At 64.7% G+C, this 25,779-nt stretch carries 27 protein-coding genes; 21 read left to right on the top strand and 6 right to left on the bottom strand.

Annotated features, from left to right (window positions below; all coding sequences use genetic code 11):
- The first annotated feature begins 5 nt into the window (after positions 1–5).
- Entirely contained in the window at positions 6–1,109 is a 1,104-nt protein-coding gene (locus tag AAEO60_RS03805; protein ID WP_341672315.1) for a zinc-binding dehydrogenase, read from the top strand.
- Between the two features lie 7 nt (positions 1,110–1,116).
- On the opposite strand, the gene AAEO60_RS03800 is transcribed toward AAEO60_RS03805, so the two are convergent.
- On the bottom strand, positions 1,117–3,135 hold the full coding sequence (locus tag AAEO60_RS03800; protein WP_423970134.1) for a transglycosylase domain-containing protein: 2,019 nt from the start codon (positions 3,133–3,135) through the stop codon (positions 1,117–1,119).
- 331 nt (positions 3,136–3,466) lie between these two features.
- Here AAEO60_RS03800 and AAEO60_RS03795 point away from each other — a divergent pair, with 331 nt between their 5' ends.
- Together AAEO60_RS03795 and AAEO60_RS03790 are read left to right on the top strand one after the other, a co-directional pair.
- On the top strand, positions 3,467–3,844 hold the full coding sequence (locus AAEO60_RS03795; RefSeq protein ID WP_341672313.1) for a DUF6152 family protein: 378 nt from the start codon (positions 3,467–3,469) through the stop codon (positions 3,842–3,844).
- Positions 3,841–5,538 (top strand): SMP-30/gluconolactonase/LRE family protein, encoded by a 1,698-nt coding sequence (locus AAEO60_RS03790; protein WP_341672312.1) that lies wholly within the window; start codon positions 3,841–3,843, stop codon positions 5,536–5,538. The genes AAEO60_RS03795 and AAEO60_RS03790 overlap by 4 nt, the downstream gene beginning before the upstream one ends.
- 15 nt (positions 5,539–5,553) lie before the next feature.
- Here AAEO60_RS03790 and AAEO60_RS03785 read toward each other — a convergent pair whose 3' ends face one another.
- Both AAEO60_RS03785 and cobS read right to left on the bottom strand, forming a co-directional pair.
- Positions 5,554–7,167, bottom strand: coding sequence for a M28 family peptidase (locus tag AAEO60_RS03785; protein WP_341672311.1), 1,614 nt, complete (start codon positions 7,165–7,167; stop codon positions 5,554–5,556).
- A 94-nt stretch (positions 7,168–7,261) separates the two neighbouring features.
- The gene (cobS, locus tag AAEO60_RS03780; protein ID WP_341672310.1) at positions 7,262–8,245 is read right to left on the bottom strand and encodes a cobaltochelatase subunit CobS; all 984 of its coding nucleotides are present in this window, start codon (positions 8,243–8,245) and stop codon (positions 7,262–7,264) included.
- 70 nt (positions 8,246–8,315) lie between these two features.
- Between cobS and AAEO60_RS03775 the strand changes: the two genes are divergently transcribed.
- Positions 8,316–8,969, top strand: a complete 654-nt coding sequence (locus AAEO60_RS03775) for a glutathione S-transferase family protein (RefSeq protein ID WP_341672309.1) — start codon at positions 8,316–8,318, stop codon at positions 8,967–8,969.
- Here the strand turns inward: AAEO60_RS03775 and AAEO60_RS03770 are convergent.
- Positions 8,966–9,640 (bottom strand): winged helix-turn-helix transcriptional regulator, encoded by a 675-nt coding sequence (locus tag AAEO60_RS03770; protein ID WP_341672308.1) that lies wholly within the window; start codon positions 9,638–9,640, stop codon positions 8,966–8,968. The genes AAEO60_RS03775 and AAEO60_RS03770 overlap by 4 nt on opposite strands.
- A gap of 88 nt (positions 9,641–9,728) precedes the next feature.
- On the opposite strand from AAEO60_RS03770, the gene AAEO60_RS03765 reads away from it, so the two are divergent.
- Genes AAEO60_RS03765 through AAEO60_RS03745 form a run of 5 tightly spaced genes read left to right on the top strand, consistent with a single transcriptional unit; the run spans position 9,729 to position 12,813 of the window.
- Positions 9,729–10,394 (top strand): glutathione S-transferase family protein, encoded by a 666-nt coding sequence (locus AAEO60_RS03765; RefSeq protein WP_341672307.1) that lies wholly within the window; start codon positions 9,729–9,731, stop codon positions 10,392–10,394.
- A gap of 22 nt (positions 10,395–10,416) precedes the next feature.
- Positions 10,417–10,776: a DUF1428 domain-containing protein gene (locus tag AAEO60_RS03760; RefSeq protein WP_341672306.1), complete on the top strand. Its 360-nt coding sequence runs from the start codon at positions 10,417–10,419 to the stop codon at positions 10,774–10,776.
- Positions 10,777–10,782: 6 nt separating this feature from the next.
- Positions 10,783–11,265 (top strand): VOC family protein, encoded by a 483-nt coding sequence (locus AAEO60_RS03755; protein WP_341672305.1) that lies wholly within the window; start codon positions 10,783–10,785, stop codon positions 11,263–11,265.
- Between the two features lie 58 nt (positions 11,266–11,323).
- Positions 11,324–11,926, top strand: coding sequence for a glutathione S-transferase family protein (locus tag AAEO60_RS03750; protein ID WP_341672304.1), 603 nt, complete (start codon positions 11,324–11,326; stop codon positions 11,924–11,926).
- A 38-nt stretch (positions 11,927–11,964) separates the two neighbouring features.
- Entirely contained in the window at positions 11,965–12,813 is an 849-nt protein-coding gene (locus AAEO60_RS03745; RefSeq protein ID WP_341672303.1) for an oxygenase MpaB family protein, read from the top strand.
- On the opposite strand, the gene AAEO60_RS03740 is transcribed toward AAEO60_RS03745, so the two are convergent.
- On the bottom strand, positions 12,810–13,400 hold the full coding sequence (locus tag AAEO60_RS03740; RefSeq protein ID WP_341672302.1) for a J domain-containing protein: 591 nt from the start codon (positions 13,398–13,400) through the stop codon (positions 12,810–12,812). The genes AAEO60_RS03745 and AAEO60_RS03740 overlap by 4 nt on opposite strands.
- A gap of 55 nt (positions 13,401–13,455) precedes the next feature.
- On the opposite strand from AAEO60_RS03740, the gene AAEO60_RS03735 reads away from it, so the two are divergent.
- The 5 genes from AAEO60_RS03735 to AAEO60_RS03715 all read left to right on the top strand — a co-directional run bounded on the left by AAEO60_RS03735 (position 13,456) and on the right by AAEO60_RS03715 (position 16,831).
- Positions 13,456–13,734: a BolA family protein gene (locus AAEO60_RS03735; RefSeq protein WP_341672301.1), complete on the top strand. Its 279-nt coding sequence runs from the start codon at positions 13,456–13,458 to the stop codon at positions 13,732–13,734.
- Entirely contained in the window at positions 13,731–14,438 is a 708-nt protein-coding gene (locus AAEO60_RS03730) for a glutathione S-transferase (protein ID WP_341672300.1), read from the top strand. Before AAEO60_RS03735 ends, AAEO60_RS03730 begins: the two co-directional genes overlap by 4 nt.
- Before the next feature lie 12 nt (positions 14,439–14,450).
- The gene (locus tag AAEO60_RS03725; protein WP_341672299.1) at positions 14,451–15,338 is read left to right on the top strand and encodes a pirin family protein; all 888 of its coding nucleotides are present in this window, start codon (positions 14,451–14,453) and stop codon (positions 15,336–15,338) included.
- 106 nt (positions 15,339–15,444) lie between these two features.
- A complete protein-coding gene (locus tag AAEO60_RS03720; protein WP_341672298.1) occupies positions 15,445–15,939 on the top strand; it encodes an FKBP-type peptidyl-prolyl cis-trans isomerase in 495 nt (164 codons plus the stop codon).
- 1 nt (position 15,940) lies between these two features.
- The gene (locus tag AAEO60_RS03715; protein ID WP_341672297.1) at positions 15,941–16,831 is read left to right on the top strand and encodes an alpha/beta fold hydrolase; all 891 of its coding nucleotides are present in this window, start codon (positions 15,941–15,943) and stop codon (positions 16,829–16,831) included.
- Here the strand turns inward: AAEO60_RS03715 and AAEO60_RS03710 are convergent.
- Positions 16,828–17,916: a DUF2332 domain-containing protein gene (locus tag AAEO60_RS03710; protein ID WP_341672296.1), complete on the bottom strand. Its 1,089-nt coding sequence runs from the start codon at positions 17,914–17,916 to the stop codon at positions 16,828–16,830. The genes AAEO60_RS03715 and AAEO60_RS03710 overlap by 4 nt on opposite strands.
- A gap of 42 nt (positions 17,917–17,958) precedes the next feature.
- Here AAEO60_RS03710 and hisG point away from each other — a divergent pair, with 42 nt between their 5' ends.
- From hisG to AAEO60_RS03675, 7 genes are all read left to right on the top strand, one after another.
- Positions 17,959–18,651: an ATP phosphoribosyltransferase gene (hisG, locus tag AAEO60_RS03705; RefSeq protein ID WP_341672295.1), complete on the top strand. Its 693-nt coding sequence runs from the start codon at positions 17,959–17,961 to the stop codon at positions 18,649–18,651.
- On the top strand, positions 18,651–19,946 hold the full coding sequence (hisD, locus tag AAEO60_RS03700) for a histidinol dehydrogenase (protein ID WP_341672294.1): 1,296 nt from the start codon (positions 18,651–18,653) through the stop codon (positions 19,944–19,946). Before hisG ends, hisD begins: the two co-directional genes overlap by 1 nt.
- Positions 19,943–20,395 (top strand): transcription antitermination factor NusB, encoded by a 453-nt coding sequence (nusB, locus tag AAEO60_RS03695; RefSeq protein WP_341672293.1) that lies wholly within the window; start codon positions 19,943–19,945, stop codon positions 20,393–20,395. The genes hisD and nusB overlap by 4 nt, the downstream gene beginning before the upstream one ends.
- A complete protein-coding gene (gene thiL / locus AAEO60_RS03690) occupies positions 20,392–21,261 on the top strand; it encodes a thiamine-phosphate kinase (protein ID WP_341673538.1) in 870 nt (289 codons plus the stop codon). Before nusB ends, thiL begins: the two co-directional genes overlap by 4 nt.
- Positions 21,262–21,404: 143 nt before the next feature.
- Positions 21,405–23,522, top strand: coding sequence for a sodium-translocating pyrophosphatase (locus AAEO60_RS03685; RefSeq protein WP_341672292.1), 2,118 nt, complete (start codon positions 21,405–21,407; stop codon positions 23,520–23,522).
- 254 nt (positions 23,523–23,776) lie between these two features.
- Positions 23,777–24,871 (top strand): GNAT family N-acetyltransferase, encoded by a 1,095-nt coding sequence (locus AAEO60_RS03680; protein ID WP_341672291.1) that lies wholly within the window; start codon positions 23,777–23,779, stop codon positions 24,869–24,871.
- Positions 24,868–25,758 (top strand): cupin-like domain-containing protein, encoded by an 891-nt coding sequence (locus AAEO60_RS03675; protein ID WP_341672290.1) that lies wholly within the window; start codon positions 24,868–24,870, stop codon positions 25,756–25,758. Before AAEO60_RS03680 ends, AAEO60_RS03675 begins: the two co-directional genes overlap by 4 nt.
- Positions 25,759–25,779: the final 21 nt, after the last annotated feature.

Raw genomic sequence — 25,779 nt, 5'->3', positions numbered from 1 at the left:
AGACCATGACCACCGGACGCCAGCTAATCTCGACCCTTACCGCCGACGGGCAATTGACGCTGGAGCTGGAGGAAAAGGACTTTCCCGATCCCACTGGCAACCAGGTGCTGGTGAAGATGGAAGCCGCGCCCATCAATCCGTCTGACCTGATCCTGATGACCACCGGCGTGGACCTCGCCAATGCCGATTACTCGCCCGGCAAGGTCGTCGCCAAGGTCGCTCCGCCGCTGGTGGCAGCGCAGGCCGGTCGCCACGGCAAGCCGCAGACCGTCGGCAACGAAGGTGCGGGCGTGGTCGTGGCGGCGGGCGACGGCGAGATGGCGCAGGCGCTGATGGGCCAGCGCGTCGCATGCGTCCCCGGCAATGCCTACAGCGAATATGCCTTGGCCGACGCCATGATGTGCATCCCGCTGGGCGACCACACCTGCGAAGAAGGCGCAAGCTCCTTCGTCAACCCCATGACTTCACTGGGTTTTGTGGAGACCGCCAAGCGCGAGGGCAACGAGGCGATCATCCACGCTGCCGCTGCATCGAACCTTGGCCAGATGCTCAATCGCATCTGCCAGGAAGACGACATGGGGCTGGTGAACGTGGTGCGCAAGAAAGAGCAGGCAGACCTGCTGAAGGGCCAGGGCGCGGCCCACGTGGTCAATTCCTCTGACGAGGATTTCGAAGCGCAGCTGGTCAAGGCGATTGCCGATACCGGCGCCTTCCTCGGTTTCGATCCCATCGGCGGCGGACGCATGACCGACACCTGCCTGCGCTCGATGGAACGCGTCGCCGCGGCCAAGCTGACCGAATACAGCCGCTACGGCTCCGACCAGCCGAAGAAGATGTACATCTACGGCCGCCTCGACATGTCGCCCACGATCCTGACGCCCAGCTACGGCTTCGGCTGGACCGTGTCCGGCTGGCTACTGATGCCGTTCCTGAATAGCTGCGACATGCCCACCCTGATCGGCATGCGCCAGCGCGTTGTCAGCGGCCTCAAGACCACTTTCGCCAGCAGCTACAAGTCGCGGGTAAGTCTCGAAGAAATGCTGACGAAGGACGCCATGATGGACTATGCGCAGATGGCGACCGGCGAGAAGTATCTCGTGACGCCTTAGCCGCGGATCACGGCCCCGCGCCGTTCAGCTCTTCCTCCAGCTTTTGCCGGATTGCCTCTTCGTCGACGCTGAGCGAGATGTCACCTTCACGCACGCCGACCTCGACCGGAACACCGTCCACGTCGGTCACGAACACGGCCTCGCCATCACGGATGATCAGGCGGCGCCCATCGCCAAGGGGGATGTCCTGCAGGTCCGGCACGTCCTGCGGCTGCACCGGACCGCTGGGATCGGGGCTCGGGATGGGCCGCGGCGGAGCGACCGACTGGCCCAGCGCCGAGCGCATGAAGTCGCGCCAGATGCGCGCGGGCAAGCCACCGCCGGAAACACCGTCCAGCGGTGAATTGTCGTCATTGCCGACCCAGACACCCACCACCAGCATGTCCTCGCCCTCGCCCGCATAGCCGACGAACAGCGCGTCGCGGTTGTCCTGCGTGGTGCCGGTCTTGCCGTAGTTGGCGATCGACAGCATGGCGGCGCGCCCGGTGCCCTCGTTCACGGCGGCGCGCAACATTTCCTCGATCTCGCGGTGGTCGCTGGAATTGAGGCTGCTCTCGCTGCTGAACAGCCATTCGAGCCAGCCTTGCTCCTCTTCCACGAAGGCATGCGGCGTTACCGGATAGGTGTTGCCGGCCACCCCGGCATAGGCCGCGGTCAGTTCCAGCAGGGTCATGGTGCTGGTGCCCAGCGCCATCGAGGGATCGCCAGCTGTCAGCGGGGAAATCACGCCAAGATCGCGCGCGGTCTCGATCACCGCCTCGCTGCCAACCTCGTTGAACAGCCGCACCGCGGCGACGTTGGACGACCGGGCGAAGGCTTCGCGCAGCGTGATCGTCTCGGAGTATCGGCCATTGGAATTGCTCGGGCGGTAGGAGCCCTCGGTGAACTCGGTATTGGCGATCACATCGTCCGGGCTCCAGCCGTTGCGCAGGGCAGCGAGGTAGACGAACAGCTTGAAAGTGGAACCGGGCTGGCGGCGCGCCTGTGTCGCGCGGTTGAACGGTGTTTCGGCGTAATCGGTGCCGCCGATCATCGCCACGACCTCGCCATTCGGTCGCATGGCCACCAGCGCCACTTGCGCCCCGCCCAGCGGGGCACGTTCTACCGCGCGGCGGGCGGCGGCCTGCAGGTTCGAATCGAGCGTGGTGGTGATCGTCTGGCGCGAATAGCTGACCTCGCTCTGCGCGCGGGCAGTAGGGAGCGCCCAGTCCGCGAAATAGGTGCCGGTGGGCAAGTCGTTGCGGGTGCGCACGTCGAGTGTGGGCACCTGCATGGCGTCCGCCTCTTCCTGCGTCAGGTACCCGGCGGCAACCATGGCGTTCTTCACCAGCTGGAAGCGTCGCGCAGCCAGGTCCGGATTGCGGGTGGGCGCAAGGCGGCTGGGTGCCTGCAACAGGCCCGCCAGCATGGCTGCCTGTTCGGCGCGCAGGTTCTCCGGCTGGCGATAAAAGTAGTGCAGGCTGGCCGCGCGCAGGCCGTACATATTGTCACCGAAATAGGCGTTGGACAGGTAACGTTCGAGGATCTCGTCCTTGGTCAGCCAGGCCTCCAGCCAGAAGGCGATCAGCATCTCCCGCGCCTTGCGGGTCAGCGTGCGCTCGGGCGTCAGGAAGGTGAACTTTGCCAGCTGCTGGGTGATGGTGGAACCGCCACCCACGCCCGTGAACGCCGCCCGCGTCACGCCGCGCGGGTCGACGCCCCAGTGATCGTAGAACCGCCGGTCCTCGATGGCGAGGAAGGGCTGGATCACGTGCTCCGGCAGGTCAGCGACTTGCACCGGTTCGTCCACCACTGCGCCATTGCGGGCGATCGGCGTGCCGTCTGCCGCCAGCAGGGTAATCTGCGGCGGGGCAATCGGCTGCAGCGAACGGTCCAGCGGCGCGGTGATGGCGAGATAGGCCACGAGGGCCACGAACAGGCCGAGGAAGGACAGGACGAACCGTCCGAACCACCACCATCGCGAACGGTTGCGGAAGCGGTGCGGCATCCACCGGCGCCAGCCGCTGTCATAGCGGCTTGGCGGGATTGCAGCATTGCCTGCATCGATGTCGTCGAGACCGTGCAGCGGAGTCCACGGTGCGCTCTCGAGCGCGAGGTCACGCTCGGTCCACTGTTCCGTGGCCGGTGCACGCCGGAAAGGATTTCGTCCGAACAAGCTCACTTCACTGTCTTACCCATGCAATACACATATTGCGAGGAAGAATATTGGCAACCCCCAACCCCTCCGCAAGATCACCGTGTTGGACACAATCAATTTGATTGATGACTTTTCAGATGAGGATGGCAGGATAGCCGACAGATAAAGATCCTGCATGAACAAGCGCAGGACGGAGTGGATGTTTGTACAGGAGCACATCATGCGAATCCTGATGGGGCTGGCAGCTGCCACCCTGGTGGCCAGCGCGCCGCCGAGTGTCGATGCGCACCATTCGATGGCCATGTTCGATCAGACCAGCGAAGTGGTGGTCGAAGGCACGGTACGACAGTTCCAGTGGAGCAACCCGCACGCCTATATCCAGCTGGTGGTGGAAAACGAGGCAGGCAACCCGGTGGAATGGAGCCTGGAGCTGGGCTCGCCGGTCTATCTCTACGCCCGCGGCTGGCGTCCGCGGACACTGCGTCCGGGGTCCGAAGTGCGCGTGCGGATCAATCCGCTGCGCAACGGCAGCCCCGGCGGTGCCGTGCTCGACGTGACAGACATGGACGGCAATGCCGTGGGATCCAACCGCCGATGATTCGCAAACTTGCCTGTGCAGTCTCGCTGGCCGCCCTCGCCGCCGCCACTCCGGCCATGGCTGACCACCACGAAGAGAGCGATGCCCGCGCCGAGGTCTTTGCCGAATTGCCCTACTGGCCCGGCTACTGGGTCAGCGAATTCCAGGCGGGCACCGCCATCGGCGGGCAGAACACCCAGGTGGCCGAGGCCATCGAGAATGGCGAACCCATTCCCGATTTCATGGCGCTGAGAGGGGCCGATGCTCCATGGACCGAGGAAGGGCTGCAACGTTTCGCCGACGTGCGCGCCATCTCGCGCGGGCGCAAGGCCACCGGCTGGGGCTTCCCGATGATGATGAACGCGGCCACGCCGCTGCAGATCACCATCACGCCCGAGCAGGTGATCATCATCAACGCCTATAACGAGGCGCGCTACATCTACACCGACGGTCGCCCCATGCCGGACGAGCTGGATATGTGGCCGACAACCTACGGCACTTCCGTGGGCCACTGGGAAGGCGATACGCTGGTGGTGGAAACCCGCATGGTGACCACGCCAAGCGATTTCTTCCACGGCGCCCCGCCCTTCTCCGAAGAAGCCGTCTACCACGAACGCATCACACTGGAGGGTGACCGGCTGGTGAGCCAGATGGTGATCGAGGACCCGGTCCTGCTCACCGAACCCTGGGAAGTGGAGGTCGCCTTCGTCCGCGACGAGGGTTTCGACCGGATGATCCAGTTCGACTGGGACAACGACCGCACCGGCTTTGACGGCGAGTACAACACCATCGAGATGGGCGGCGAGAACGGCACGGCCATGCTGCTGCCTGCCATCGACAACGTGCTGGAAGCAGGCTCGGCATGGGAAGTGGCATGGTCCGGCCCGATGACGGCTGACGGCATGAGCGTCACGCCCGAAGGCCACCTGCTGTTCGCGCAGGAGCAGTCGAACGCGATCTGGCGGCTGACGCCCGATGACCAAGCCTTTGTTGAATATCCTTACGTCCTGGGGGCCGGTGCGGTTTCGGTCGCCGCAGATGGAACCGTGTTGGCCATCGAACGCGGCTGCACCGATCCGGGCCTCAATTCGCTGACATGCAGCCAGCCGAGTGCCCTGATGCAGTTGGGGGAGCAGCGCCGCACCATTGCCGACGAGTTCGGTGACGGCAGCTCGCTGGGACGGCTCAACGATGTCCATGCCGATGGCCACGGCGGCGCATGGGTAACGCAGGGCGCGCTCTGGCACATCAGCCACGATGGCGAGACCACCATGGTCTACCAGCCCGAAGCCTTCACCAACGGCGTCATCACCAGTCCGGATGGCTCCACGCTTTACGTCACGGACATGCGCAATGTCATGGGCATCACACTCGACAACGGGGTGCGCGGCGAGACTTCGCTTTTCGCCACGCTCGACGAAGATACCGAAGGCTTCGGCGGTGACGGCATGGCCGTCGATGCCGAGGGACGGCTCTACGTCACCGGCGATGCAGGAATCTACGTCTTCGCGCCCGACGGGGCGAAGCTGGGCGTCATCCCCGTGCCACGCCGCGCGATCACGCTGGCCTTTGCCGGGGCGGACCGCCGCACGCTCTATGTCGGCGCCATGGGTGCGCCCACGCCCGAAGGCGAGGACTGGGTGCCGCCGGGCGGCGAACGCAATGTGGCGATGACGGTCTACAAGCTGCCCATGCTCGCTGCCGGGCCGCGCTAGAATCCGCTCGGGAGCCTATTCGGCGTCCTGCATCGGTCCGCCGTAAGTCAGGCCGTAGAAATCTCCCGCGTTCCACGCCGGTCGCTCCGCCATGTTCGCCACGTTGCGCGCGATCAGGTAGTTCACGCCGGTGAAGCGATAGAGCGCCTGCCAGTCGATCAGGTCCACCTCGTCCGAAGGCTCGTGATAGTGCTCGGCAAAGACGATGCCTTGCGCTTCTTCCCCGCCATTGCCGAAGCCTAGGTCGAGATAGACCGCCGGGATGCCCGCACGGACGTAGGAATACTGGTCCGAGCGGGTGAAGAAGTTCTGCTCCGGCTGCGGATCGGGGCTGACCTCCAGCCCGTATTCTTCCGTCGCGGCAAGCACTTGCGGGTAGAGGTTGGAATGCTCCGCACCAAAGGCCACCACGTCGCTGAAGTCGTAAGTGATCACCGGCATGTCGAGGTTCACGTTCGCCGCCAGGTGGCTGGCCGGGACCGTGGGATGGGCAGCATGGAAGGCGGAGCCGAGCAGCCCCTTCTCTTCCGCCGTCAGCGCCACCACCAGCACCGGCCGCGCCGGCGGGTTGTCCGCCAGCAGGCGCGCAACTTCCAGCATCGAGGCAACGCCCACGGCATTGTCGAGCGCGCCGTTGTAGATCTCATCATCGCCTGGCGTTTCGGTTGGTCGCACGCCGACATGGTCGAGGTGCGCTGTCAGCACCACGTACTGGTCTGCCAGGTCCGGATCGGTGCCGGGGATCAGGCCGATGACATTGGGCGAGACGATGTCTGCGAACTCGCTCGAGAAGCTGACGCGCGCCCGGCGCTTGATCGCGAAGCTGGGCAGCAGCGCTTCGTCGGTGGCTTCGGCGATGGCCACATCGGTATAGTCGAAGTCCAACCCGTCCAGCAGGGTGCGGCTCAAATGCGGCGAGATATAGCCAGTCACCAGCAGGTCTGCTTCGTCGGACTCGGCCTCGCCATCGGGGCTGAGCCAGGTCATCGACCTGCTGCTGGCCCCGATCCGCGACAGGCGCGACCACGGGAAATCCTCGTCCAGCTTCGGCGTGTGCAGCAGCAAGACGCCCAGTGCCCCGCGATCGGAGAGCCGCTGCTCAAGCGTCGAACGCTGGCGATTGACCTCGGCCTGGTCGAGGTTTTCCGGCGCTCCGGTCAGGCGCACGACAATCGCTCCTTCGAGGTCTACCCCGGCAAGGTCGTCGCGCCCGTCCATCTGCAATCCGTAGCCGATGAATACGAGCGGCGCGGAAAAGGTGCCACTCTGGACGCGCGGCCCACCGGACAGGACGAAGTCTTCGCCGTATTCCAGCTCGCCCAGCCCGTTGATCGCGAGCGTATTGCCTTCCGCCGTGTGCGCGTATTCGCGCAGGGGCACCTGCTGGAAATAGGTTCCGTCCGTCCCTCCCGGTTCCAGCCCCAGCGCCGCCATGCGCCCGGCGACATAGCCCGCAGCACGATCATAGCCGGGCGTGCCCGCCTCGCGGCCTTCCATGTCGTCGGCAGCAAGGATGGTCAGGTCGCGTTCCAGCTTGGCCTCGTCGACTGCCACCTGCGCGGCGGCGGTGACGGACAGGCCGAGCGACAGCAAGAGGCCGACAGCGGCCACGAACATGCGGTAAGTCACGTAATCGAATCCCGATTTGGTCAGGCCTATACCGCTAGCCCGCTTTGCGCCGGGTGCAAGTGCAGCTTCGACAAACCGTTGATTCCGCAGAGGCCTAGGCCTTTGCGACCACACTTTCAGGCAGGTCCTCGCCGAACACGCGCTGGTAGTACTCGGCCACCAGCATGCGTTCGGCCTCGTCGCACTTGTTGAGGAACGACAGGCGGAAGGCGAAGCCGGCATTGCCGAAAATCTCGGTATTCTGCGCCCAGGTGATGACCGTACGCGGGCTCATGACGGTGGAGATGTCGCCGTTCATGAAACCCTGGCGCGTCAGGTCCGCCACGCGGATCATGTCAGCCACGACCTTGTCGTCTAGCGTGGTCTTGGCACCAACAATCGCCCGCTCGGTTTCGGCGGGCAGGTAGTTCAGGCCGACCACGATGTTCCAGCGGTCCATCTGGCCCTGGTTGATCGCCTGCGTGCCGTGATAGAGGCCACTGGTATCGCCCAGACCCACCGTGTTGGCGGTGGCGAACAGGCGGAAGTGCGGATCGGGACGGATCACGCGGTTCTGGTCCAGCAGAGTGAGCTTGCCCGCTTGCTCCAGCACGCGCTGGATCACGAACATGACGTCCGGGCGGCCAGCATCGTATTCGTCGAACACCAGCGCCACCGGGTGCTGCAATGCCCAGGGCAACAGGCCTTCGCGGAATTCGGTCACCTGCAGGCCGTCGCGCAGCACGATGGCGTCGCGGCCGACAAGGTCGATACGGCTGATGTGCGCGTCGAGGTTGATACGGATCGTTGGCCAGTTGAGGCGCGCAGCGACCTGCTCGATGTGAGTCGACTTGCCGGTTCCGTGATAGCCCTGGATCATCACGCGGCGGTTGTGGGCAAAGCCCGCCAGGATCGCCAGCGTGGTGTCCGGATCGAACACGTAAGTATCATCGATGTCGGGCACGCGCTCGTCCGCCTCGCTAAAGGCAGGCACCTGCATGTCGATGTCGATCCCGAAGGTCTCGCGGACATCCACGGTCTTGTCGGGTGCGGCCAGTACGGTGCCGCTGGATTCGTGCGTATCGGTCATTTCGTTCATCTCGCGCCGCTGCCTAGACGGGCACTCGCAGTGCTGCAACAAGCATGTGCGAAGGAAAAGGGAGAACAGGGTGCTGACGATCTATGGATTCCCCACGAGCCCCTTTGTTCGCAAGGTGCTCGTCGTGGCCGAAGAAAAGGGGCTCGCCTACGAGCTGGTGCCCGCGACGCCGCACAGGCCGACTCCCGAATTCCTCGCGGTCAGCCCGTTCCGGATGATGCCGGCAATGGAGGATGACGGGTTCGCCCTCGCCGATTCCACTGCCATTGCCATGTACCTCGATGCCAAGCATCCGGCACCGCCGCTGCTACCTGCCGATCCGCGAGCGCGCGGCCGGGCGATGATGTTCGACGAATTTGCCGATACCCTGCTGGCGGACAATGCCCGGGCAATCGGCTTCAACCGGCACATCGGTCCGGTATTGCTGGGCGTTGAAGGCAATGCCGCAGCCGCCGATGCTGCCGTGGCAAAGGCTGGCCCCTTGCTCGACTGGCTGGAAGAGCAAGCCGGCAACGACTGGCTGGCTGGCGACTTTTCGCTGGCCGACATTGCCGTCGCCTGCGCATTGCGCACCATGGCCTATGGCATGGACGTTGCCACGCGACCGCGCACGGCGGCGTGGCTCGAACGGGTCCATGCGCGGCAGGGATGGCGTGAAATCGCCAAACGCGAGGCGCAGATGTTCGATGCCGCTGCAGCAAGCGGAGAGCACAGGGCAGTTTAGGCGGCGTCGAGCTTGGGCGGCAGTCCGAACAGTCCGAGAAACCGCACCACCAGTGCTCGGTCCCCTTCCACCTTCAACCCGGCGTCGGCTTCAAGTGCTTCGAGCGGAATGTCGGCATAGAGCGCGCCCGCGATCGGCGGAGCGGCAGGTGCGCGCAGCACGGCCTGACAGTCTTCCACCGCGCCGCGCTCTGCCGCAAACTGGCCTGCGCTGATCGAAACCACAAATTCTTCGGCCCCTACCTGCATCCCGATCCGCATGTCGGGAGCATCGGCCAGCACCGGCAGCTGCATGGTCTTCATCGATGTCATCAGCGACACTGCCGACAGCGGCAACTGCGGATCGTGCTTCGCTGACAATGCAGCCCAGCGGCCAAGCTCCATGATGGCCGGTTCGGCGGCATAGCCCCATTCGGTCAACTCGTAGACCTTCCCCGAGGCAGGCGGGGCCAGCTTGTGGCGAGTCAGCACGCCCCACCCGGCAAGGTTCTCGAGCCGCTCGGTCAGCACCTTGGCACTGATCCCGGGGAGCGCCTCGCGCAAATCGGAAAATCGCCGCGGTCCGAGCAGAAGTTCGCGGACGATCAGCATGGCCCAGCGTTCACCCAAAATCTCGAGCCCGAAAGCGGTACCGCAGGCATCGCCGTACCACTTCCCGTGTTGTGACGCCATTTTAGTTTCTTTTTGTAACTTCATAGTTGCTTTTTGTAACCCATTACGTGATGACTGCGCAAGTCGACTCGCTTGCCGGAGGATAGCAATGACTGAAAATCACACGACACAAACCGTCATTTCCGCGTTCAACTGGGTTCCCGATTTCGCCCGGGGCAACGTTCGCGACCTGCCCGTACGCTGGGCCTTGGAGGAAATCGGTCGCTCCTACGAGGTTCACTTGCTGGACGCCAAAGCACCGCGCGGTCCCGATTACGTCGCCTGGCAACCCTTCGACCAAGTACCTGCCTTGCGCGATGGCGAAATAGAAGTGTTCGAGGCTGCGGCGATCCTGCTCCATCTCGGCGAACAGGACGAGCGTCTAATGCCGGCAGATCCTGCGCGGCGGGCGAAGGTTACCAGTTGGCTGTTTGCGTCGATCAATTCCGTCGAACCGCCCGTGCGGAACGTCAGCATGATGCCGCTGTTCTATGGCGAGGCGGATTGGTGTGCGGGGGCAGTCGATTCCCTTACCCCGCTCGCCGAGAAGCGGCTGCAGCGCCTTTCGGACGCGCTGGGCGAGCAGGATTGGATCGTGGGCGAATTTTCGATCGCCGACATAATGCTCGTTTTCCTGCTCAAGACTGTGGGGGGCGAGACTGTAACGAAATTCGCCAACTTGGTTGACTACGTCGAACGCGGCAAGGCGCGTCCTGCCTACGCCCGGGCGTTGCAGGCACAACTGGACGATTTCAGCGAAAAGGTAGAACTTTAAGCACCAGGAAAGGAGAGGAAAAATGTACATTCAGGGATTTCTAATTGCCGTTCCGGAGGACAAGCGGGACGCCTACCGGGCGATTGCGGCAAAGTCGGCAGAGAAGTTCGCCGAATACGGCGTGACCGAAATCGTCGAAGGCTGGGAAGAGGATGTCAGCGACGGCAAGGTTACCGATTTTCGCATGGCGACCAAGGCCAAGCCGGACGAAAAGATCGTCTTCAGCTGGATGATCTGGCCCGACAAGACCACCTGCGACGCAGCCGCCGCGAAGATGCACGAAGATCCGTTCTGGACAGAGGAATTCAGCGAAATGCCGTTCGACGGCATGCGCATGATGTGGGGCGGGTTCTCCCCGCTGTTCACGATGGGGAGGAGCTAGCGCACAATGTCCGACAAGCTTGCGATATGCCTGTGGCTCGACGGCACGGCGGAGGAAGCTGCCGGGTTCTATTGCAGCCTGTTTCCCGACAGCGAGATCGGCAGTATCGAGCACTCCCCCGGCGACTATCCCGGCGGGAAGGCCGGTGACGTGCTCACCGTCACCTTCACCCTGCTGGGACAGGACGTGATGGGCCTGAACGGCGGCGCGAACACCGAATTCACCGACGCGGTTTCGTTCCAGGTCTTCACTGAGGACCAGGAGGAAACCGATCACTACTGGGACGCGCCAACTGCCAGCGGCGGCGCGGAGATGGCCTGTTCCTGGTGCAAGGACCGGTTCGGTGTCCGCTGGCAGGTTATCCCGCGCGTACTGATGCAGGGGCTGGGCCACGACGACGTGGCAGTGCGCGCGCGCGTCTTTGAAGCGATGCAGCAGATGGTCAAGATCGATCACTCGGCCATCGAAGCGGCAATTGCAGGGCATTGACGCCCCTGCCCAATGTTCACATAATGTTCTACCTCAAGTCAGCGGCAGGAAACGCACCATGAGCTACACACTTTTCTTCAATCCGATGAGCCGCGCGCTGATCGCCTCCTGGGCCTTTGCCGAAGCGGGTGTGGAGCCTGAACTCGCCATGGTGGAGTGGGACCACAAGCCCGACGCCCTGCTTGCGGCGAACCCCATGGGCAAATTGCCGACCATCATCCACCATGCCGACTTCGGTGACCGGGTGGTGAGCGAAGCTTCGGCGATCTGCCATTACCTTTCCGAGATGGAGGCGCCCGAACTGCTCCCCACGCCGGAGGAGAAGGCCGACTATTTCCGCTGGCTGTTCTTTGCGGCAGGTCCGGTGGAGGCTGCCGTCACCAACAAGGCCATGGGCTGGGAACCGGAGGACGCGAAGCAGGAAATGACATCGGGCTTTGGCTCCTTCGAGCGGGTCGTTTCCACCCTCGAAGACTGGTTCGCCGGCCACGACTTCGTCTGCGGCGACCGCTTCACCATGGCCGATGTCTATGTCGGCGCCCAGGTCGACTGGGGCATCAACTTCGGCACTATGCCCGCGCGCGACAGCCTGCAGGCCTACCAGTCCCGATTGCAGGCGCGCGACGCCTACAAGGCGTCCCTGGGCAGCCTGCCGGGATAGGTCTCGCTTTCCGGCTGAACCTGCACCACATTGGCTGCATGGCCCGCCCCGATCCCATCGAGATTGCTCGCAGCAAGCTGGTCGATGGCGTGCGCGCCGTCTTCAACGACACGGCAAGCGGAGAAGCGCCGATCCCGCCATCGGACGAGGCCTGGTTCGCCAAGGATTCGCCGATCCGCATGGTCCATGCCGACGTGGTGAGCATGATGGTGGGCGGCGTCTCGGCGCTGCTCCTGCAGATGCTCCACCCGCACGCCCTGCGCGGCGTGCTCGATTTCTCCGACTTTCGCCACGACATGCACGGCCGCCTGCGCCGCACCGCGCGCTTCATCGCCGTGACCACCTATGGGCACCGTGACGACGCTGACGCTGCCATTGACAGGGTCAACCGCATCCATGCGCAGGTAAAAGGCACCCTGCCCGATGGTTCGCCCTACTCCGCCACCGATCCGCGGGTGCTGGCATGGGTGCATGTCACAGAAGCGCTGATGTTCCTGGAGGCTTGGCTGGTCCACGTGCGTCCCGCCATGCCCATGGCGGAGCAGGACGAATACTTCCGCCAGTTCGCGCTCATCGCCCGGCGGCTGGGTGCCGATCCTGTGCCGGAAACCAAGGCCGAAGCGCAGGCGGTGTTCCGCGAGCTGCGCGGCGACCTGAAGAGCACGCGTGAGGCCCGTGAAGTGGCGCAACTGATCCTGAAAGGCCGCACGCATGGTGCGGCGGGCGCGGTGCAGCCTTTCCTCGCCACTGCCGCCGTCGAGCTGATCCCGTCGTTTGCCCGCACCATGCTGGAACTCGAACGCCCGCGCTGGTCCGCACTTCCTTCGCGGCTGGTGACCAACGGCATGGGCAAGACCCTGCGGTGGGCCTTCAAGCAGAAGCCTTAGGCAAAGGCCGCCGCGCGGCGCAGCAACTGGTAGGCTTCCACCACCCGCTGAAGCCGCGCTTCGTGGGTGCGGTCGCCGCCGTTGCGGTCCGGGTGATAGCGCCGCACCAGCTCGGAATAGCGGCGGCGCAGTTGCGGTCGGTCGGTTTTCGGTCCCAATCCCATCACGCTCAGTGCCTCGCGCTCGTGCGGAGTAAACCGGCTGTGTTCGGTGTAGGCCCGCCCGGCTGCCGCCATCTTGATGTCTGCCGCCCGCGACCCGATAGCATCGAGCGGGTCGGCGAAGTCCGCCCAGCGCGGCATGCCATCGACCCCAGCCGTCGCCCGGAAAGCCGGGCTTTCGGTCGCCCAGCCCGCGCCGGGAGCTTGCGCGGCATAGATTTCGTCCGCGCTCATCCCTTCGAACCAGTCATAGCCCGCGTTGAATTCGCGCACGTGCTCGAGGCAGAACCAGCGCCATTCGCCCGGCCCGTCAAAGCTGCTGCCGCGCGTGCCTGGCGCACGATATTCGCCGGCCTCGGTGCAGGTGGGGTGTTCACACACCCTCCCTTCGCTCTCGTGGCGGCCATGGAATCGCTGGTTACGCATGAACGCACATGAATGGGGATTGCGCCCGTGGAAGTGAACCCCCAAGTGTGCCCGCATGAGCGGACCAGTTGCACAAGAGATCGAATGCCTCCTTACCGAGGCCCTGTCCCCCACCCGGCTGGAAGTCATCAACGATAGCGCGCAGCATCACGGCCACGCCGGTGATGACGGCAGCGGGGAATCGCATTTCACGGTGATCGTCGAAAGCGCGCAGTTCGAAGGCAAGAACCGCCTCGCGCGCCAGCGCCTGGTGCTCGCCGCCCTGGGCGACATTCCCGGCAACCGCGTCCATGCCTTCGCCATGAAGTGCTTTGCACCGGGTGAAGCCGCGTGAGCGTCGAACTCTGGTACTGGCCGGATATTCCGGGCCGCGGAGAATTCATCCGCCTGTTCTGCGAGGCCTTCGAGGTCGACTACACCGACATGGCGCGCGAGCAGGATGCCGATGCGCTGGTCGAGCACATCCACGGTCTTGAAGGCATGCGCCCCTTCGCCCCGCCCTACATCGTCGATGGCGAGGTGGTGATCGGCCAGACCGCGCTGATCCTGCAATACCTCTCCGAAAAGGAGGGCCAAGGCTCGGGCGAGATGGAAATCGACCTGCAATTGCTGCAATTGCAGATGGATATCGCGGATTTCGTGGAAGAGGTGCACTCGGTCCACCATCCCATCGCCAGCGAGCTTTTCTACGCGGACCAGATGGAAGCCGCCTTCGACCGCGCGCAGAATTTCCGCGCCAATCGCATCCCCAAGTACCTGATCCATTTCGACAACGCGATCGCCGCCAACGGCGGGCCGTTCAGCCTTGGCCAGCAGCCCAGCCATGTCGACACCAGCCTGTTCCAGGTGATGGAAGGGCTAGACTACATGTTCCCCAACTACATGAAGACGATGCAGGGCCACTGGCCGCACCTCGAAGGGCTGCAGGGCGCCGTGCCGGAGATCGACAGCCTAGCCGAATACCTCGCCAGCGAACGGCGGATCGAATTCAACGAAGACGGCATCTTCCGGCACTACGAGGAGCTGGACGAGCAATAGGAGTTGGTTCCCATGGACATCATCAAGACCGTCACTCCCACCAGCCACGATCTTGGCGGTTTCACCGTGCGTCGCGCGGTGCCGAGCAGGGAATGCCGCATGGTGGGACCCTTCGTCTTCGTCGACCAGTTCGGACCAGCGCAGCTCGACCTCGGCAGCGGCATGGACGTGCGCCCGCATCCGCACATCAACCTTGCCACGGTGACCTGGCTATTCGAAGGCGCGATCGACCATCGCGACAGTCTGGGCACCTTCTCCACCATCCGGCCCGGCACAGTGAACCTGATGACCGCCGGACGCGGCATCGTACACTCGGAGCGCAGCCCCGAAAGCGAGCGCGCCGAGGGGCCAAAGCTTTACGGCATGCAGACCTGGCTCGCCCTGCCCGACGGCCAGGAAGAGATCGACCCGGCTTTCGAGGCCGTCAGCGACCTGCCGCTGATCGAAGACAATTGCGTCACCACGCGCGTCATCATGGGCGAACTGTGGGGCCAGCGCGCTGCCACCACCACCCATGCCGAAACGATCTACGCCGAGATCGTGCTCGCCCCCGGCGGTGCGATCCCCATCGACGCCGAGGCGGACGAACGCGCCGTCATGCTGGTGGGCGGTGAGGCGAGCATCGATGGCCAGCCGCTGGGCCTTTACGACCTTGTCGTGCTGGCGCCCGGCGCGGCGATGAAGCTTTCCAGTGACAAAGGCGGGCGTGTCATGCTGCTGGGCGGCGAAGCCTTTGCCACCAAGCGGCACGTCTGGTGGAACTTCGTCAGCTCGGACCGCGAGCGGATCAACCATGCCAAGGAAGATTGGCGCGAAGGCCGCTTCCCGAAGTTGCCGGGCGACGCGGAGGAATTCATTCCGCTCCCTGAAGGCACGCCGAAAACGGTCAGCTATCCGTAGCGCTCATCGTCGCCCCGGACCTGATCCGGGGCCTCAAGCCAGATCGTGAACGATCCCGGATCAAGTCCGGGATGACGTATGTGCGTGGTCGCGCTATCGCACCCGCATGATCAAACAGCTCACCACCGCAATCGCCCTTGGCCTCGCCATGCCCGCCATGGCGCAGGAAGAAGTCTCTCCCGAACTCGAAGCCGCGCGCCTTGCCTGGATGAACGACCAGCAGGCAGCCCTGCACACCCGCACCGCTGCTAACGGCTGGTACACACTGGAAGGCGGCATCAAGTTCCGCCGTATCGCAGGCGACGGCACCGGCCCCGCGCCGACCGTGCGCGACCAGATCACCATCCACTACACCGGCAGTTTCACCGACGGGAACGTGTTCGACAGCTCGGTGCAACGCGGAGAACCAGCGACATTCCCGCTGTCCGGCCTGGTCCAGGGCTGGCAGGTGGCCATCCCCTACATGGGCGTGGGCGACACGGTCGAAATCGCGATCCCAGCGGAAATGGCCTATGGCCTGCGGGGTCGCGGCCCGATCCCCGGCGGCGCGACGCTGATGTTCACCATCGAACTGCTCGCCATCCCCAGCCAGGGGGTGTGACATGAGCGACCTAAAGCGCATCAAGCTGTCCACCGGCGTCGAACTCGACGTCTGGGACACCGGCCCGCGCGACGCGCCGGCGATCATCTTCCTGCACGGCTTTCCCGAAAACCACCGCACCTGGCGGCACCAGGTCGAACACCTCTCGGATCGCTTCCGCTGCATTGCGCCGGACCAGCGCGGCTACGGCAATTCGTCGCACCCGCAGGACGTCAGCGAATACGAGACCGGCAAGCTGGTCGCTGACATTTTCGCGCTGTCCGAAGCGCTGGAGACCGGCCCCTTCACCATCGTCGGCCACGACTGGGGAGGCGCCATCGCCTGGCTGATTGCCATGTTCGGGCAAGCCGATGGCCGCGTCACCTGCGCGGTGATCGCCAATGCCCCGCATCCGGGCGTGTTCCAGAAGCTGCTGTTCACCGACCCCGACCAACGCGCGGCGAGCCAGTACATGCGCGCCTTCCGAGACCCGGCCAACGATCCGCTGGTGCGCGAGCACGGCCTGCCCGGCCTGCTGCGCGAGGCGCTCGATTGGGACGACCGGCCCGAATACGACCCGGCAGAAATTGGCTTGCTGATCCCGCACTGGGTGAACCCGGACAACGCCTTCGCCATGCTCAACTGGTACCGCGCCAGCGCGATTGTCGTGCCTGCACCTGACGACCCGCTCGGCCTGCCGGACGATTTTGCGCCCATGCCGCTGCCGCCATTGGCGATCCCGACATTGGTGGTCTGGGGCATGAAGGACCAGGCCCTGCTGCCCGGCAATATCGAAGGGCTGGACGCGGTCGTGACCGATCTCACGCTCGTTGAAGTACCCGAAGCGGGCCACTTCGTGCCGTGGGAAGCGCCCGATGCGGTCAATGCCGCGATGGATGCCTTCCTCGGCTAGTTGCCGGTCCATTCCACCCATGCGCCATGCGGATGGGCTTCGGTGAGCTGTATGATTTCGCCGCCATCGGGCCAGTAGCGCACACGGCATTCGTGCTTGAAGGTCTCGCGGTTGGTTTCGAGACTGATCCACGCCAAAGGTTTGTCCACCGTGGCAGCAGCGCCGGCTTCCTCCATCATGTCCTTAATCGCCGTGCGGGTTGCCGCTGGCAGGTACTGCCACATGATGGTGTGGAACAGCACACGGGTGACACCTTCCTCCTGCTCGGCGGCGAGCACTTCCTTCACGAACTCCCCCGCATCCTGTCGCACGAGATCGGGCGGCATTCGCTTGGCCATGGCGATGGCTGCATCCATCCGCGTCATGCGGTCGCGCGCGTCGACCCAGATGTAGGCCTTCAACCGGTTCGCCTGCCTCTCGTCAGTCAGGTCGATGGGAGAGATATCGCAAGCGCGAGCGGCCACGATTTCCACTGGATTGGCAGGAGGCGGATCGCCGCGCCATTCGGGCTTGATCTGTATCGAGGAGAGCGAAGGGCCAGCGGATATCCCGCCCAGGTCGAAGTGGAAGCGCGCCATCATCGAGTTGATGCCCGCAGAGGCACCGATCTCGTTCAGTTCGAAGCGTGGCCCCAGCTTGCCAGACAGCCACATCAGCGCGGCCATGACGCTGGCCGAGCGGCCTGCCTCGTTGGTCTGCGGTGGCCCGTCGAACCATGGCAGCAGCCGGTGGTCGAATGTCTTGGCCGCCTCGACCACGATGGCATCCACCTGCGCCTGGTCGGTGATCAGGCCGGTAAAGACCGGCTCCAGCCGCGGTTCCTCGCCTGACAGGTGCATGCTGTGCAGGCCCGCCACCGCGCGCAGGGCAAGCGCATCCTCGATCCCCTTGCCTTGCCAATTGGCGAGGCGCCGACCGCTGGCCGTATCGGTCTCCATCACCGCCAGCAGGCTGCGGATAACGCGGGCGGTGATCGGCGCGTCGGAGCGTTCGCAGTGGCGGGCGTGCCATTCCAGCGCCTCGGGGACGCTTTCGATCTCCATCGCCGCCGTCTTGCTGCTACCTGCCCCTTTGTCCGATGCCATGTGCATTGCCCTTTCGTGCAGTCCGTCTTACAGCGCGCGCCGATGACCCAGTCAGCCACCAATTCCCCGGCCGAAAGCCGTTTCGGGCCGCTGATCTTCGCCGTACCCAAGGGCCGCATCCTCGATGAGGCCCTGCCGGTGATGGCGGATGCCGGCCTCGTGCCGGAAAGCGCCTTCCACGACAAGATGGACCGTTCACTCAGCTTCGCAACCGAAGACGGCGCAGCGCGCATCCTGCGCGTGCGGGCCTTCGACGTTGCCACCTTCGTCGCCTTCGGTGCGGCGCAGGCGGGTATCGTCGGATCGGACGTGATCGAGGAGTTCGACTATTCGGAGCTCTACGCGCCGGTCGACCTCGGCATCGGCAAGTGCCGCCTGTCGGTGGCAGAGCCGCAGCAGCCGGTCGAATACAAGTACGGCAATGCCAGCCACCTGCGCGTTGCCACCAAGTATCCCGGCCTCACCAGCCGCCACTTCGAGGCGCAGGGTATCCAGGCCGAGTGCATCAAGCTGAACGGCGCGATGGAGCTTGCCCCGTCATGCGGCCTTGCCGGACGCATCGTCGACCTCGTGTCGACCGGCGGCACGCTCAAGTCCAATGGCCTCGTCGAGACCGAAGTGATCATGCAGGTCAGCGCCCGCCTGATCGTCAATCGTGCCGCCTGGAAAACCGATCCGCGCGTAGCGGCCCTGGTAGAGCGCTTCCGCGCCGGTAGCGAGAAGACCGCCGCCTGATGCGCCGCTTGCTCGCCTCTGACCCCGATTTCGAAACCAAGTTCGCCCGGATCGTCAACGACCGGCGCGAAAGCGACGCCAATGTCGCCAGCGACGTACGCGCGATCATCGGCCAGGTTCGCCAGAAGGGCGACGACGCGCTGGCCGAACTCACCAGCCGCTTTGACAAGCATGCGCTGACCGCAGAGCTGTCGAGCTGGCGGATCGGCAAGGACCAGTGCCAGGCGGCCTACGATTTCCTCGACAAGGACGCCAAGGACGCACTGGAACTGGCCGCCACGCGCATCCGCGCCTATCATGAAGGCCAGCTGCCCGAAGACCGCGACTACCGCGACGCGCAAAACGTGCGCCTTGGCGCGCGCTGGAGCGCTGTGGAAGCGGCCGGCATGTACGTGCCCGGTGGCCGCGCGGCCTATCCGTCCAGCCTGCTGATGAACGCCATCCCCGCCAAGGTTGCCGGCGTCGAGCGGCTGGTGGTCACCACCCCCACGCCCAAGGGCGAGATCAACGAACTGGTGCTGGCCGCCGCCCACGTTGCCGGTGTCGACGAGCTCTGGCGCGTTGGCGGAGCGCAAGCAATCGCTGCGCTCGCCTATGGCACGGCGCGGATCAAGCCGGTCGACGTCATCACCGGGCCGGGCAATGCCTGGGTCGCCGAAGCCAAGCGGCAGTTGTTCGGCGTGGTCGGCATCGACATGGTGGCGGGCCCCAGCGAGATCCTCGTCATCGCCGACAATCAGAACGATCCCGACTGGATCGCTGCCGACCTGCTGAGCCAGGCCGAACATGACCCGTCGAGCCAGTCGATCCTGATCACTGACGACACTGCCTATGCCGCCGCCGTAGAGGACGCGGTCGACGTGCTGCTGAGCCAGCTCGACACCCAGCGCACCGCCACCAGCAGCTGGGACGATCACGGCGTGGTGATCGTGGTCGAGGACCTCGTCGCCGAGGCCCCCGCGCTCGCCAACCGCCTCGCCGCCGAACACGTGCAGATCGCGCTCGACGACCCCGAAGCCGTTTTCGCCGGCATCCGCCACGCGGGCAGCGTGTTCCTCGGCCGCCACACGCCCGAGGCCATCGGCGACTATGTCGCGGGGCCCAACCACGTGCTGCCGACCGGTCGCCGCGCACGCTTTTCCAGCGGGCTGTCGGTGCTCGATTTCATGAAGCGCACCAGCTTCATCTCCCTTGACGAGCAAGCGCTGGCCGCCATCGGCCCGGCCGCTGCCGCGCTCGCCGATATCGAAGGCCTGCCCGCCCACGCGCGCAGCGTAAGAGTCAGATTGCCATGAACCAGCCCCCCCGTTCGCGCGCCCGCAGCGCGGCCCGCCTTGCTGCCGTCCAGGCGCTTTACCAGCGCCACATGGAAAACACGGCCACCGCCAAGCTGCTCGACGAATTCCACCAGCACCGGCTGGGCAAGGAAATCGAGGACGACCTCTACGAGGATGCCGAAGTCGATTTCTTCGACGACGTCGTCTCCGGCGTGATTGCGCGCGGGGAAGAGATTGACGCTGCCCTGGTCGCGAAGCTGGCCGAAGGCTGGACCCTGGCACGTCTCGACAAGACCATGCTCCAGATCCTGCGTTGCGGCATTTACGAGCTGATGGCCCGCGCCGACGTGCCCGTCGCCACCGCGATCACCGAATATGTCGACGTCGCCCACGCTTTCTTCGACGAGCGCGAAGCGAAGTTCGTCAACGGCGTGCTCGATGCCGTGGCCAAGGACGTCCGGTCCTGAACGAGACCGACTTCATCGCTGCCTTGCGCAAATTGCCGCTCCATCCCGGCGCGCGCGGGCTGGCGGATGATACGGCGGTGCTGGAGATCGGCGGCGAGACGCTGGTCATAACGCATGATGCCATGGTCGAGGGGCGCCACTGGCTGCCTGGTCAGGACATGGCCGATGTGGCTTGGAAGCTGGTCGCCACCAACCTGTCGGACCTTGCCGCCAAGGGCGCAGAACCGCTCGGCGTGTTGATCGGGCATGTGCTCGGCGAAGGTGACGAGAGATTTCTTGCCGGCCTGCACGATGCGCTGGCAGACTACGGTACCGGCCTGCTCGGCGGCGACACCGTGAGTAGTGACGGCCCGCGCGCACTCGGCCTCACCGCGATTGGACGCGCCACACACGTTCCCGTACCCAGCCGCTCGGGCGCACAGATCGGCGACGCGCTCTACATTACCGGCAAGCTGGGAGCAGCCATGCTCGGGTTCGAGGCGCTGCGGGACGGCACCGGTGCTGGTACCACTGCCTACACCCGCCCGCTCGCCCGCCTGTCGGAGGGCCAAGCACTTGCACCGCAGGTCTCTGCCATGATGGACATATCCGACGGCCTGCTGCTCGACGCCTTCCGCATGGCAGGGGCCAGTGAAGTCTCGCTCGCCATCGACAGCAAGTCCGTTCCGGTTGCCGCGCCGGACCGCCTGCTCGACTGCCTCAAATGGGGCGATGACTACGAACTGCTGTTTTCCCTGCCCGCTGATGCCAATCCGCCGATCCCGGCCACCTGCATCGGCAAGGTGGAGCCGCAAGGATTTGCGCCACTGTTCCTCGACGGCGAGCCGATCGCCAATCCGCAGGGCCTCGGATACGTCCACGAATAGGCCGAATTGCCTGCCGCGCGGGGAAAAGCCGTCGCTCCGCCCGTTTTCGCCCTTGTGAAGACGAGCCAAACTGCTTAGCCAAGTGCCACCTTCGGACCCGGCATAACCGGGCCGTTTTCATTTTTGGAGGGGACAAAAGGGTCATGGACCTCATCTTGATTGCTATTGGACTGGGACTGCTTGCCGTCGTCTACGGCATTGTCACAAGTCGCCAGGTTCTCGGTGCCGATGCCGGTAACGAGAAAATGCAGGAAATCGCCGGCGCCATCCAGGAAGGCGCCAAGGCCTACCTAAACCGCCAGTACACCACCATCGGCATGGTCGGCGTTGTCGTCGCCGTGCTGGTTGGATACTTCCTCGGTCCGATCTCGGCCGTGGGCTTCGTGATCGGTGCCGTCCTGTCGGGCGTGGCGGGCTATATCGGGATGAACATCTCGGTGAAGTCCAACGTCCGCACCGCTGCGGCAGCCATGAAGGGCCTGCAACAGGGCCTGACGCTGGCCTTCCGCGCGGGCGCCATCACCGGCATGCTGGTGGCAGGCCTCGCCCTGCTGGCAATTGCCGTGTTCTTCTACGTGCTGATCGGCCCGATGGGGTACGAACCCAACAGCCGCACCGTGGTGGACGCGCTGGTGGCCCTGGCCTTCGGTGCCTCGCTGATCTCGATCTTCGCCCGTCTGGGCGGCGGTATCTTCACCAAGGCCGCTGACGTCGGTGCTGACCTCGTCGGCAAGGTGGAAGCCGGTATCCCCGAGGATGACCCGCGCAACCCCGCCGTGATTGCCGACAACGTGGGCGACAACGTGGGCGACTGTGCCGGCATGGCTGCCGACCTGTTCGAAACCTATGTCGTCACCGTGGGTGCCACCATGGTGCTTACCGCCCTGCTGCTGACCGCCGTGGGCGACCTGCTGCTGCCGCTGATGGCGCTGCCGCTGCTGATTGGCGGTGCCTGCATCCTGACCAGCATCATCGGCACCTACTTCGTCCGCCTCGGTGGCGGCACGAACGTGATGGGCGCGATGTACAAGGGCTTCCTTGTCACCGCCGTCCTGGCCGTACCGCTGATCTGGTATGTCACCATGCGCGCCCTCGGCACTGTCGAGCTCGACATGAACACCGTGCTCAACCCGGACACCGACATGGTGCCCTTCACCGGTATGGACCTGTTCTACTGCTCGATCATCGGTCTCGTGCTGACCGGCGTCATCATCTGGATCACCGAGTATTACACCGGCACGAACTTCCGTCCGGTACGCTCGATCGCCAAGGCTTCGGAAACGGGCCACGGCACCAACGTGATCCAGGGCCTGGCCATCAGCCTGGAATCGACCGCCCTGCCGACCATTGCGATCATCACTGCGATTGTCGGTGCCTACCAGTTGGCTGGCCTGATCGGCCTCGCTTACGGTGCGACCGCGATGTTGGCTCTGGCCGGCATGGTCGTCGCGCTCGACGCCTACGGTCCGGTGACGGACAATGCCGGCGGCATTGCCGAAATGGCTGGTCTGGACGACTCCGTGCGTGAGAAGACCGACCTCCTCGATGCCGTGGGCAACACGACCAAGGCCGTGACCAAGGGCTATGCCATCGGATCAGCCGGTCTCGCCGCACTGGTTCTCTTCGCTGCCTACACCACCGATCTGGGGATCTTCTTCCCCGATCTGACGGTGAACTTCAGCCTCGAGAATCCGTACGTGATCGTCGGCCTGCTGCTCGGCGCCCTGCTGCCCTACCTCTTCGGAGCCATGGGCATGACCGCCGTCGGCCGCGCTGCCGGTGACGTCGTCAAGGACGTGCGGGCACAGTTCAAGGAAAAGCCCGGCATCATGGATTACTCCGAGAAGCCGGACTATGCCCGTACGGTGGACCTCGTCACCAAGGCCGCGATCAAGGAAATGATCATTCCTTCGCTGCTGCCGGTGCTCGCGCCCATCGTGGTCTACTTCGTGATCACCTGGGTGGCCGGTGAAGCCAACGGCTTTGCGGCGCTGGGCGCCCTGCTGCTGGGCGTTATCGTGAGCGGCCTGTTCGTCGCCCTGTCGATGACTGCCGGTGGCGGTGCCTGGGACAACGCCAAGAAGTACATCGAAGACGGCAACCACGGCGGCAAGGGCTCCGAAGCCCACAAGGCCGCGGTGACCGGCGACACGGTGGGCGATCCCTACAAGGACACTGCCGGTCCGGCGGTGAACCCGATGATCAAGATCACCAACATCGTGGCGCTGCTGCTGCTCGCCGCGCTGGCCGGACACGCCTGAGGCCAGGCACCCGTTCACCCGATTTGGGTTAACAAAGACCCTCCCCGGCCCGCGCCGGGGAGGGTTTTCTTAACCTTTGCGCTTAAAGCTTCCTTGTCGGCATCTCCCCTAGGAAAGGGCCCTATCGCGGGACGACTCCCGCGAATGGAGGTTAACCCTTTTCGTTGGCGTATGAGATTCCCCTTTCGCGGCTGACCGCAATCGACGCCGGATCGTCTGCCTGCAGTCACGTCCCGGCAGTGCCGCCGGCTCAGATGACGGCGCGGCCTTGGCGCGAGTTCGACCGTCGTACGGCAATCACGGCCTGGGATACGCTTGCCCGCCGCGCCAGCGAACCCAACCCATTCTACGAAAGCTGGTACCTCTTGCCATCGCTGCGCGCGCTGGCGGGCGATCACAAGATTCACGTGCTGACGCTGGAAGCGGACGGAAAGCTCGTCGGCCTGCTGCCGATGGTCCGCGAATCCGACTACTACGGCTATCCGCTGCCGCACCTGCGCAACTGGGTGCACCACAACTGTTTCCTCGGCGCCCCGCTGGTACAGCGCGGATTCGAGCGGCTGTTCTGGGATGCCCTGCTGTCCCATTGTGACCGCCGCAAGGGCCGTTCCTTGTTTCTCCACCTGAGCCACATGCCCGAAACTGGCGCGCTGCATGATGCCCTCCGGAATGCACTGGCTGAAGACTCGCGCCCCGCCGCCACCGTCTTGCGCGAGGAACGCGCCATGCTCGCCTCCAGCGCAGCACCCGAAGACTATCTGTCCGCCTCGCTCTCCACGAAGAAGCGCAAGGAACTGCGGCGCCAGCATCGCCGGCTTGCCGAACTTGGCGACCTGCAGGTGGAACGGCTGAACGACTACACCGACATTGCCAGCTGGACCCGCGAATTCACGGAGCTGGAAGCGCGCGGCTGGAAAGGGAATGCCGGTTCCGCCTTGTCGAGCGACCAGCGGACCAACGAGATTTTCACCTATGCCATTGCTGGCGCCGCGGCGCGCGGACGGCTGGAGCGCATTGCCCTGCGTCTCGACGGCAAGCCCATTGCCATGCTCGCAAATTTTCTCAGTCCGCCGGGTGCCTTCTCGTTCAAGACGGCCTTCGACGAGGACTACGCCCGCTTCTCGCCCGGCGTCCTGCTGCAAGGCGAGAACCTGGCAATGCTGGGCCACGAACAGATCGACTGGGTCGACAGCTGTGCTGCACCCGATCATCCGATGATCAACCATCTCTGGCGTGAACGCCGCACCATCGCGCGTCACTCCATCGGCATCGGCGGGCGCATGCGCCGCGCTGCCTTTGCTGCCCTCGCCCGTTTCGAGACGGGTCATGGCGCGGGAGGCATCTCATGAGTCACCACGTCGGAACGCTGCACGGCAGGTCGGTAGGGGCAAAGCAGATTTTCCCCGCGCGCAGTCGCGCCTATTTCGCCAGCACCTATCCGGAAGGCGCGCACACTTTGGTGCACGACCTGATCGAGCATCCGCTGCTCGAGCTGGAAGCCCTCGCCGCGCTTGGCGAGTCGCTGCCCGCCAGCAGTGTCGAATACAACCGCGGCGACCTGCCAATTGGCGTCGACCGCAAGCCCGGCAGCAACGGCATGACAATCGGCGAGACGATCCGCAACATCGGTAGCGCCAACAGCTGGGCCGTGCTCAAGAACATCGAGAACTCAGCGCCCTATGCCGCCTTGCTGCACGAATTGCTGGGTGAACTGCGCGAGGTGATCGAGAGGGCCACCGGTCGCATGCTGACACCGCAGGGCTTCATCTTCGTCTCCAGCCCCGACGCGGTGACTCCGTACCACTTCGATCCGGAGCACAACATCCTGTTGCAGCTGAAGGGCACCAAGACGATGACCGTCTTTCCCGCCGGCAATAGCGACTTTGCCCGCGACGAGAATCACGAAGCCTATCACACCGGCGGCGGGCGCGAACTCGACTGGAAGGACGAATTCGCTGCGCAGGGAATCAACTTCCCCCTTCGACCGGGCGATGCGTTGTACGTGCCGGTGATGGCGCCGCACTATGTCCGCAATGGACCAGTCCCGTCAGTCTCGCTGTCGATCACCTGGCGGTCCGACTGGTCCTATGCCGAGGCCGACGCGCGAGCCTTCAATGCCTTCCTGCGCCGCCTGGGTACGTCGCCAAGACCGCCGCATCGCTGGCCACGCCAGAACCGGTCAAAGGCCCTGGCATGGCGGGTCCTGCGACGCCTTCCCGGCATCGACAAGGGCTAGTCCGCACGGCACCCAGCTTGA

It is taken from the genome of Aurantiacibacter gilvus, assembly GCF_038289935.1.
GTDB classification, from domain to species: Bacteria; Pseudomonadota; Alphaproteobacteria; order Sphingomonadales; family Sphingomonadaceae; genus Alteraurantiacibacter; species Alteraurantiacibacter gilvus.
Note: the sequence above shows the minus strand (reverse complement) of the source record. Positions and strands in the feature narration are given on the sequence as shown.